Genomic DNA, 10,486 nt, shown 5'->3' on the forward strand with positions numbered 1-10,486 from the left:
ACGTCAAGATTTTTCCCCGTGCTCTATGCCATGAAAATTCGCCCCTTTTTGCCTCTCTTCCACCGTTTGCTCGCGTTTATAAGCCGTAAAGTAGATGTGTGAAGAAGTCTAAGGGATAACAACGTGGCAAAAACTCTCTTGCGCAGCGGCAATTTGGATGACTATCAGGCCGTGGGCGGCGGTGGTCAGGCCGTTTTTGATTCAGCATTGCAAATTCGTGAAACGCTTCGTCTGCGAAAACAGCAGGCCATGGCCGATTGTCTGGCGATCCCGCAAGTCAATGATAATGGCGATCGGGTTGACTGGTATTCCCCGATTGAAGGACAAGCCGTCGCCTGGAAAGCCGCTGATGAAGACGCGCGCTTTCGGGCATTACGCTATCTGGCCAGCACGCTGGACAGCGCGGCGACTCTCAGTCGTAAAAGCCTGCAATCGGGTAAAACCTCGCTGCAATTGTTTGGATCTCTGCTGGAAAAGGCCGTTCAGTTTCCTGGGGAAAATCACGTTTTTCTGGTTGATGGCAAACCGGTGATAACCTTCTGGGGATTCGTCAATCTGAACGAAAACACGCGTGACGATGTGCTCGACTGCTTGCGGATTGCCGATGTTCCTCCGGTCATGCCCGCACCGCAAGCCGAACCTGAAGAAGATATGGTCGTCCCGGAAATCACCTTTGCCGAAGCCGATGCACCTTTACTGACTCAGGTCGTGGAAACACCCAAGCCCGCAGAACCTGAACCGCAGCCCCCGGTCATCGTAAATGAACCCGAGGCCTCACCACCGCCCGTATTGCCAACACCTGCGCGTAAACTGCCGCTGTGGAGCCTGCCGGTTGCCGCGGTCATTATTGCCGCTATCGTTGGACCGCTGCTGTGGAAACAGCAGGCGACACGCCCTGCGCCCGCGCTGCAGCCGATTGAGGTTGCGAGGGTCGACATCAAGCCGTTACCCGTACTGACACCTTCGCTGCCGCTGCATCGCGCGGAAGTTGTCCCGGTGGTAAAAAAAGAGAAGCCTGCCGAGGGGCCGGTGGTGATTGCCGCGATCCCGAAAGATGCGCTGGTCATGGACGCGAACCAGATGAAGGTCGGCACCACCCGCTTCCTCAACGGTAACTGGCGCGTGATGGTCGACATCAAAGATCCGGTCAGCGGTAAAGCGCCCTCGCTGCGTTATCAGATCCAGACCAATAAAGGCACTGCGCGAGTCGTCCACGGCGACAATGTGGTATGTCGTGCGGAGATTTTCTCCGGTCTGCACCAGTCGGGTGAATTAATGATTAAAAGTCGTGGGAACGCGCGTTGTACGGACGGCTCGCGTTATCCGATGCCGGAAATCACCTGTAAAGCGGGAACCAACGACGTAGCCGCCTGTACCGCACGTTATGACGATCACGCGGAGATCCCCATGACCATCAAAAAGATAGGTGCCTGATTTTATGTTGGTGAATCTGTGTGATTACAAACAGAGCGTGACGCTCATTGCCAATAGCGGCGTACAGTTTCTGGATTTTGGCCTGACGCCGCAGGAATCCGCGCATCACGGGCGCTTTGTGCGCAAAACGGCCAACGGCCCGCTGCTGCGACTGGATTTCGACCTGACAACGGGCCGCTATACGTTACCAGGTAGCACTGGCGGGCAACCCGAAGTGGTCAAGCCAGAAAGCACCCAGACATTACATTATTCACTGGACGTGCTCGACGGCGTCTGGCTGCCGCTGCCGTTCCTGCGCTTTAACCCGCCGCGCACATTTGTCGAAGGCCCGGATAACTGGGCGCGCGTACAGGTGCGCAAGCTGGCACAACCGGACAGTGCGGGCAACACGCACCGTGTGACCGTGGCGCTGGACAGCCAGTTAACCGAGCATGCCCCCGCCGTATTGACGCCAAATGAAAACGATTTGCTCAACGGCACGCGATTTGCGCTGGCCTGGCACGATAAAGAAATCGCTGATTTTCTCGACCAGACGTGGATTGACGGCTGGCTGCGCGAGTCTTTTTTGCACTATGTGACGCAACAAGAAAACCGCGCCGAACAAGAGATCCAGCTCGCGCTGCGAAATTTCGAATATCAGGCGCACTGGCTGAATGTGCTGACCCTGTTAGGCGAGCAGCTTGCCATTCCGGAAGTAAAGCTGGTGACGCACACCCTTAGCACCCCGGCCATTCCCGTCGATCTGATCTTGGATATCGGCAATACCCATACCTGCGGCGTATTGATTGAAGATCACGGTGACGCCAATGACGGGCTACGCCAGACGGCAGAATTACAGGTCCGTTCATTAAGCGAGCCGCAATACCTCAACGATCCGCTGTTCACTAGCCGACTGGAGTTTTCCGAGGCGCGTTTTGGGAAACAGCACTTTTCCGTGGAGAGCGGTCGTGACGATGCCTTCATCTGGCCGTCGATCGTTCGTGTCGGCGATGAAGCCCGCAAACTGGCCATGCAGCGCGTCGGCACCGAAGGCAGCAGCGGGATCTCCAGCCCGCGTCGGTATCTGTGGGATGAAACACCGGTGTTGCACGACTGGCGCTTTAGCCAGATGAATGGCAAAACTCAGCGCGAACCGCTGGCAACTGCCTTCCCGCTGATGAATCTGATGAACGATGATGGCCAACCGCTGTTTAGCCTGCCGCAGGATGACCGGCTGCCGGTATTCTCACCGCAGTACAGTCGCAGCACGCTGATGACTCATATGCTGTGCGAAGTTCTGGCGCAGGCGCTGGGGCAAATTAACAGCGTGGCGACACGTCTGCGCCTTGGTTTTCCGGCCTCACCTCGCCAGCTGCGTACGCTGATCCTGACCCTGCCGTCGGCGATGCCAAAACAAGAGCGTGAGATCTTCCGCCTGCGCATGTTTGAGGCTATTGCATTAGTGTGGAAAGCGATGGGCTGGCATCCGCAGGATGACGATTTTACCACCCGCAAGCAGCAGGAAAAAAGCGTGGTCCCCGTCCCTGAGATCCAGATGGAATGGGATGAAGCCAGCTGTGGGCAGCTGGTTTGGCTATACAATGAAGCGATTTCACACTACGACGGGCACACCGAATCGTTCTTCAACGCCCTCGCCCGCCCGGACCGCCTGCCGGAACCGGGTGAAGTCAACGGTCGCGCCCTGCGTGTGGCATCAATCGACATTGGCGGCGGCACCACGGATATGGCCGTGGTCCATTATCAGTTAGATGATGGCGTGGGGGCGAATGTCAAAATCACGCCGCATCTGTTGTTTCGTGAAGGATTCAAGGTTGCCGGGGATGACTTGCTGCTCGATGTTATCCAACGCTGCGTGCTACCTGCCCTGCAAACCCGCTTACAACAGGCGGGGGTTACCGACGCCGCCGCCCTGCTGGCCACGCTGTTTGGCGACTCCGGGCGCATCGACACCCAGGCGATTTTACGCCAGCAAACGGCGTTACAGCTGTTTATGCCGCTCGGGCATGCGGTGCTCTCAGCGTGGGAGCAAAGCGATGTTAACGACCCGGTAGCGGGACTGCATGCCACCTTTGGTGAACTGCTGGCCCAGCCGCCAACGCGTAACGTGATGAACTATATCCAGCAGGCCATCGATCATGCGTTGCCTGCGGGTTCACCGGTTTTTGACGTGCTGAGCGTGCCGCTGCAAGTGCAGTTCAGGCCATTACAGGAAGCCCTGCTGGCCGGGCAGTTTACCCTGACCTCTCCGCTGCACGCCGTGTGTGAAGCCATCTCGCACTATCGTTGTGACATTTTACTGGTAACCGGCAGACCCGCCTGTTTACCAGGCGTACAGGCGCTGATTCGTCATCTGCAACCCGTTCCGGTTAATCGTATGATTTGGATGGACAGCTACCGCGTGCATGAGTGGTATCCGTTTAGCCAGCAAGGGCGCATTGGCAATCCGAAGTCCACCGCCGCCGTGGGCGCCATGCTGTGCAGCCTGGCGCTGGATTTGCGTCTGCCGCGTTTTAACTTTAAAGCCGCCGATATCGGCGCGTACTCGACGGTACGCTATCTCGGCGTGTTAGATAACACGGTTAATACGCTGCGCGATGAGAATATCTGGTATCACGATATCGACCTCGACAAGCCTGGCGCAAAGCTGGACGCGCGCCTGAATTTCCCGCTGCGTGGCAATGTGACGTTAGGTTTCCGCCAGCTGGAGAACAGCCGCTGGCCCGCCACCCCGCTGTATACGCTCAGTATCAACTCTGCTGAGCTGGCGAAAACCATCGCCGGTGATGGCGTATTAAATGTGCGTCTGCAATTACGTGGCGGTAGCAAAGAGACCGGCCCGGAATACTTCGTCCTCAGCGATGCCTGGCTGCAGGATGGCACACCCGTTGCTGCTAACGCCTTAACCTTAAAACTGAATACGCTGGCAGACCGCCGCCACAGCGGCAGCCATTACTGGATTGATAGCGGGAGTGTGTACCTGAAATGAGCAAGACGTTAAACACCGCACAGGCCGCCATCGAATGGGTAACGGAAGTGCGCACGCGCGCGGCACGCCTGGATGATGAAGCAGATTCCCTGCTGGCTCAGCTCACGTTAGCCGCGGTCAATGAAACCGCGCTCAATGAGACATTCGCCGCGCCGGGTTGTGTGGGATTGTACGGCCACTCACAGGCGGCGAAAGCGCATTTGCTCAGCGCATTGTGCAGCGATTCGGGTGGCAAACTGAACATCACCACGCCGGATCGCAGCATCGATTACTTTACGCACATTAACCCCGGCCATGCGCCAACCAACATGGCTATTCGCTTCACCCGCGACGAAACCCCATTGGACAGCGCATGGCCGCTGCGCCTGCGGTTGATGAGCGAGGCGGAGCTGGTTCAGCTGTTTATCGCCCAGTTCTGTGCGTTACCTGACAACCGTCAGGTTGAAAAAGCGATCATTGAGACGCGGTTAGAAAAATGGCAGACGCTGCGCCAGCGCCATCCTGTGCCGGGGATCTGCGCACAAGACGTGGCCACCATCGCGCGTTTCTGGCGTTCTCGTGTTCCCTCAAACCAGCAGCAAATTGACGATGCGCTGTGGCACCAGTTTGCCATGCTGCTTCCGGCACTGGATCTCACCACCCGGGCACATGCCTGGGCATTACTGTGGGGAGAACAGCCAGAACTCACGCAGCAGTTTCTGGCACTGGCGCATACGCTGCAGCAAACCGGGCATGCCAAAGAATTAGCTGCGCCGTTTAGCCTGCTGGTCGACCATTTCGGCTTGCCCGCCGAAAGCTTTCTCACTCAGGCGGCACTGGCCGGGAACGACGCGCTAAGTGATGTGGTGGTGCATCCCATTGCCGACAATCAGTTGCTTAATGCGGTCAGCCTGTCACTGGAATCACTGGCGCTGTTGACCCGCGAACTGGTACTGACGGTAGAAGACACAGTACTGGAGAGCACGGACCTGCTGGATATCCCCCTGGCACCGGATGCGCATCCACACCCGCTATGGCAAGCAAAATTAGGCTGGATGCTGGAGCATTACCGCCAGTGTCTGCAACCCGATGTGTTAGTCATCTGCAACGCGGTATCCACCCGTTCGCAGACGCCGACCGTCACCCGCACACTACTCGGTTGGATCAACGATACCCAACCGCTGCACGATGCTGCGTTACCGGGCGTGGTGTGGGCCATTACCCCACAGGATGCACGTTTTAGCACCCAGCAGAACCTCGATGAAGCCGTTCAGCAATTACTGGGCAAACCCGGACTGCACTGGGGCACGCTGCAGGCGCTGGATAAGCACAGTTTACAGCGGCTGGTTGAATGGTTGTCGCAGGCCACTTCGCCCGCTCAGCGTCAGGCTCGGTTTATCTCTCTGCACGAGCAAATCCAGCAGCGAATTCGCGCCACGTTAATGAGCTGGCTACACACGGATGACGAGACGACCGGGGCGAGTGAATCACTTATTCGCCAGTTGCAAGCTCAGGCGGCAAAACATGGCGAGCTGCTGGAGGGACTACTGCCGCCTATGCGCAGCGTGGAATCGTTGTTACGTATTCAACAACCGCGTGAGGAGCAGGTTAGCGGCTTATTTAATGATACGATCGACCTGTTTGCTGACGCGCGAGATACGTCTCACCCGCAAGAGAGTGAAGAGACCGGATACCTGGCGCATAAAATGTGGATCAACCATGTGCGCCAGTGGTGTCGTAATGAGAATAACGCGCGTCGCCTGCACCTGGAGCCGGAAACTTTAAGGCAGGTTGCTGACATCCTGGTGACCACCAGTTACCGGCTGGAGATGCCGCAACGCCTGCACGCTATTATGCAGCGCGAGAACGTCTGCGCAGCGCAGCTGCACGCGGATATCGGTGATTTTATTACCTGGCTTGGGTTTGCTCGCGTTGCCGAGGAACAGCGCCCTGCCAGCAGGATCCTAAAAGGTGCCGCTATCTTTAGCGCCCCGCCGCAACAACCGATGCGTCGACTGGCAAAACTGGACGAGCAACCTCGGCATGGTGCCAGCCGATACGTGTATGACTGGTTGGTTGCCCTGTACACCCGCGCCAATGAAAACGTCGGCTATCAGCATCCGCTGGACGTGACTGACGCTGACAGGTTGCGATTAATCGCGCTGCTAAAGGCCTGACGACGTCATTAGAAAAGAGAAAACAGGAGTGCGACGGGAAAGCTCATCGGCCACGTCGCCCCGACTAATACCGCACTGAGAAAGCGAATACGCTTTTTATCGCGCGATAGAAACCAGGTGATGATAGCCGCGATGGCGGCCATTACCGCATAAAAAACCAGCATGTTTTGGTACAAAGACATTTAGGGCATCCGGGCCAGAAGGGAAAATCGCGCGCAATATGCTCTTTTTTATGACACACATCAAGTTTTATTCATTTTTTTAAGAAAACTGGCGAGAAAACAACCGTTCTCCGTAATGTTCAGATTTCGTACTATTGCGGATAGTTTTAACCCGTACTATACCCATAAGGGTTAAATCGAAAGGTGGCAAAAATGAATGTTTCCAGTAAAACCGTAGTACTGATAAATCTCTTTGCTGCTGTAGGACTTTTCAGCCTGATATCCGCAAGGTTTGGCTGGTTTGCTTGATGTGACTCTTGTTGATTAATTGCAGCGTCTGCTGGCAGAGAGAACATTCTCTCTGCCATTGATGTGCGATCTTCCCACTGCTTCACCTGCCAGTAAATTATACTTAGTGTGTAATAGCCCTAACCTTTCTGCGGTAATGAGATAACGAATCCCGGCATGCTTTGCCCCCTAAGCGGCCCCGTATGAAGTGGTCTACTGAATTTGGACCCCTTTCAGGAATTGTGTCGCTGGGATGGTACATCACCGTCGGATTCGCCCTCACCCGCACTCTCTTTGCTTTGAATGAACCGGAGTGCCAAATAGAGGTCTGGAGCCAGAAGCATGTCATCATCCTTCATTGTTGGCCGGCTTTCTTTAAACCAGCGTGTTAATTCCGTTTTCCGGCCCGCCAGGATTAACGTAATCTGTCGACTTTTCAGGTCACGCTTTAACTCATTAATGGTGGCCAGGACACTTATATCTGAATAGGTGAAGCAGGCAACGGCATCAATAACCACCCATTTAGGTTGTAATGTTGTACCATCAACTAAGTTCAATACCCGACGTTTAAAATAAGCCACATTAAAATAGGTCAACGGGGAGTTAAATCGATACATCAACACGCCCGGAACCATTTTAATATCGGTTGAATTACCTAATGAGTGAATCATTCCATTTTCGTCAGTTCCCAGTAAGTGCTCAGAAGGACGAAAGACTGTACGCAGGAACTGTAACAGACCGAGCAACACGGCAAGCCCGATTCCCTGGATTACACCGATAATTAACACACAGCCAAAGGTGAAGAAGGCCAAACGAAATGCCTGTTTATTTCTTCGCCTCAGGTTCCATAGCCCACGTAAATCAATCAATGACCACGAGGCATACATTAGAACAATACCTAATGCAGAAACCGGAATAAACTGTAATGGCTGAGTAAAAAATACGACTATGATACCGATGAGTAAGGCTGCGACCACGGAAACCAGCTGACTTTTCCCCCCAGTTGAATCATTAACAGCGGTTCGGGAATCGGCTCCACTGATAGCAAACCCCTGAGATAATCCAGACATGAGATTCGCAATACCCAGAGCTCTAAACTCAGCATCAGCATTAATGTCATAGCCATTTTTCGCGGCGAAACTACGGGCGGTCAGCATAAGACTGACAAAACTGACCAAAGCCAGGTTCAGCGCCGGGATCACTAAATCACGCATCAGACCTGGCTGGAACGCCGCCCAGTTAACGACGGGTAAACCAGGCTGAAAACCGTCGCCTCCAATAGTGGTAATCCCATGATTTTGTGCTGATGTTCCCCATACCAGCGCCGTTGTTATCACAATGGCAATCAACGGTGCTGGCCAGTGGCTGCGATACGTTTTGATAACCATTAAAATAACTAACGTTAAAAGTGATAGTCCTAAGGTTAATAAATGGCTGTCTGCGATTCGGCCTGGCAAGGCAATTATTTTTTCAATAACCTGCGCCTCATCAAGTGTGATCCCTAAAACCTTACCTAATTGCCCGACAATAATCGTCACGGCTACGCCATTAAGCAAACCAGTAAGAATGGGATGAGAAAGCAGATCGGCAAGTGCGCCCAGGCGAAATTTACTGGCAAGCAGGCACCATCCGCCCATCATCAATGTCATGATGATCGTCAGTTGCCAGTGCAGTTCGGGATTACCTGCAGAGAGGGGAAACACGACGGCCGCAATCACCGCGCAGGTTGTAGCATCAGGGCCAACAATAAGCTGACGTGAAGAACCAAACAGTGCATAAGCGATCATCGGTAAAACGCAGGAATACAGCCCTACGATTGCCCCAACACCCGCCAACTCAGCGTAAGCAATAGCAACGGGTAGTGCGACAGCCGCAACAGATAACCCGGCTTTAACATCATGTTTTAGCCAGCTTTTATCGTAGGCTAATAAATTTTGTAAACCAGGCATGTAATTTAAAAAAAATTTTCCGAACACTTTATTCTCCGGATATTGTTCTTACCCACGCAATGTTGGCACACTTCTGAGTGAGGTTCTGGTTATCTAATGCTCCCGGAATGAGGCCGCCACCGTTCAGGCCCTAATAACCTCAACCATCTTATTATTCTGACTGGTGTTAAACATAGTTCAAAACCGACCGTGCCTTCTGATCCCAAAAATTGTCCGCTGAGTGCCAGCAGCGGACATTAAGCATGGATTTATGTAGGGGAAAGTGCGATTAGTGCAGTTGCAATATTAATAAGATTTCGCTCGCTGCCGAATAATGAGCAAATCCAGTATACGATTGTTGGTACTCCGCTCAATGATACTGCTCCGGCCGATAACATCAACGTATGTATCGGGCCGGTCGTCAACAACTTGCTGTTTTACGTACTTTCGCGAGTCTGGACCCATTCTTCATGGATCTTCTGTACTTTAACCCACAGTTTTTTTAGCGATATCTCAGGAACGTTTTCGAAAGTCAGACCGAATTCTTCATCAAGCACTTCCTGCCACTCGGGTAAAGACGTTGAGATGTGAGTCGTAACGACTTCGCCATCGGTTTTTGTTAAAACGCAACCTCGCAGTATCGTTTTGCCGTGTGGCTTCCGGAGTTGTGCAGTAACAACTTTTGCATATCCGGATTCAGGGGAATGCATATTAAAGTGATGACGGTCTACGAAATCACTCATAGAAGCGGGTTGCTCAGCCATATTCACGCCTGCGATCCAGCACGATGGATCGGCAATGAGATGCCAATCGCCCACGCCGTCCTTGTCCATGGCTTCCATGCCAAACTGCATCGAGTCCTGGTTAACGGTAGTATTCATCAGAGGCATTTGCTCATGAAGCGCATCGCCAAGACCGACATCCACCCACCATCTCCCGTTGGGATTATTTTCACTCGGCAACCCCTCAGCGATGATAGCTGCATGGTTTTCCAGTTTTATATGCTCGGGGCCTTCTGCGCCGTGGACGTTTGCTGGGTGAATACCCACACGATAACCAAGGTGGGTGAGTAGCGTATGTAAGCCGCCATTGAGCTGAAAACAATAACCACCTCGTCGGGTTGTTGCCGCTCTTCTGAAACTTTCCATGGCGTCAATTCCCCAATCCTGACCAAGGTGGATCCAGAATGTTTCGTAAGGGATCCGCTCTACATGAGCTTGATGTAAACGGGTAAGTGCCTCAATGGAGGGTTTTTCTGCGTCAAGGCCAAGGCGAGCCAGATAGGCTTTTACTAAATCGTTCATGTTAATGTCATATTCCTAAGTCTGTACATGTTTCATTTTTGAGAGTTTATCAGAGGGAAGGTTTGGAGCTTTAAAAAGGACTGATGGCGTCAGATAGATTCTAAATCTGCTCCAGGCAATACATTTTCTCTATAATTACGGGCATTGCTAACTGAAAGTGGCTGTATTTTATTACCCACATTCAGTACTGTGTAGTGTAGTGGCATAGTGAATTTGGCCACCTGAATAG

The 10,486-nt window shown here is 53.2% G+C and carries 7 protein-coding genes; 4 read left to right on the forward strand and 3 right to left on the reverse strand.

Annotation, left to right across the window (positions count from 1 at the left end):
* Positions 1-123: 123 nt before the first annotated feature.
* Genes FDX01_RS16285 through FDX01_RS16295 form a run of 3 tightly spaced genes read left to right on the forward strand, consistent with a single transcriptional unit; the run spans position 124 to position 6,576 of the window.
* Positions 124-1,434, forward strand: coding sequence for an SrfA family protein (locus FDX01_RS16285; protein ID WP_137400155.1), 1,311 nt, complete (start codon positions 124-126; stop codon positions 1,432-1,434).
* Positions 1,435-1,438: 4 nt separating this feature from the next.
* Entirely contained in the window at positions 1,439-4,420 is a 2,982-nt protein-coding gene (locus tag FDX01_RS16290) for a virulence factor SrfB (RefSeq protein ID WP_096759398.1), read from the forward strand.
* On the forward strand, positions 4,417-6,576 hold the full coding sequence (locus FDX01_RS16295; protein WP_137400156.1) for a virulence factor SrfC family protein: 2,160 nt from the start codon (positions 4,417-4,419) through the stop codon (positions 6,574-6,576). The genes FDX01_RS16290 and FDX01_RS16295 overlap by 4 nt, the downstream gene beginning before the upstream one ends.
* An 8-nt stretch (positions 6,577-6,584) precedes the next feature.
* On the opposite strand, the gene FDX01_RS16300 is transcribed toward FDX01_RS16295, so the two are convergent.
* Positions 6,585-6,758 carry a GhoT/OrtT family toxin gene (locus FDX01_RS16300; RefSeq protein WP_096756988.1) on the reverse strand — a complete coding sequence of 58 codons (174 nt, stop codon included), beginning with the start codon at positions 6,756-6,758 and terminating at the stop codon, positions 6,585-6,587.
* Between the two features lie 192 nt (positions 6,759-6,950).
* Here FDX01_RS16300 and yncL point away from each other — a divergent pair, with 192 nt between their 5' ends.
* Positions 6,951-7,046: a stress response membrane protein YncL gene (gene yncL / locus FDX01_RS16305; RefSeq protein ID WP_115258458.1), complete on the forward strand. Its 96-nt coding sequence runs from the start codon at positions 6,951-6,953 to the stop codon at positions 7,044-7,046.
* 212 nt (positions 7,047-7,258) lie between these two features.
* On the opposite strand, the gene FDX01_RS16310 is transcribed toward yncL, so the two are convergent.
* Positions 7,259-9,001, reverse strand: coding sequence for a SulP family inorganic anion transporter (locus tag FDX01_RS16310; protein ID WP_137400157.1), 1,743 nt, complete (start codon positions 8,999-9,001; stop codon positions 7,259-7,261).
* Between the two features lie 389 nt (positions 9,002-9,390).
* Positions 9,391-10,257: an arylamine N-acetyltransferase gene (locus tag FDX01_RS16315; protein WP_137400158.1), complete on the reverse strand. Its 867-nt coding sequence runs from the start codon at positions 10,255-10,257 to the stop codon at positions 9,391-9,393.
* Positions 10,258-10,486 lie beyond the last annotated feature (229 nt).

Origin of the sequence: Citrobacter sp. wls613, assembly GCF_005281195.1 — a bacterium.
Taxonomy (GTDB): Bacteria; Pseudomonadota; Gammaproteobacteria; order Enterobacterales; family Enterobacteriaceae; genus Citrobacter; species Citrobacter gillenii.

Coding starts and splice junctions, on each gene's coding strand:
- FDX01_RS16290 (WP_096759398.1), top strand. CDS start 1,439: ATGTTGGTGAATCTGTGTGATTACAAACAGAGCGTGACGCTCATTGCC.
- FDX01_RS16295 (WP_137400156.1), top strand. CDS start 4,417: ATGAGCAAGACGTTAAACACCGCACAGGCCGCCATCGAATGGGTAACG.
- FDX01_RS16300 (WP_096756988.1), bottom strand. CDS start 6,758: ATGTCTTTGTACCAAAACATGCTGGTTTTTTATGCGGTAATGGCCGCC.
- yncL (WP_115258458.1), top strand. CDS start 6,951: ATGAATGTTTCCAGTAAAACCGTAGTACTGATAAATCTCTTTGCTGCT.
- FDX01_RS16315 (WP_137400158.1), bottom strand. CDS start 10,257: ATGAACGATTTAGTAAAAGCCTATCTGGCTCGCCTTGGCCTTGACGCA.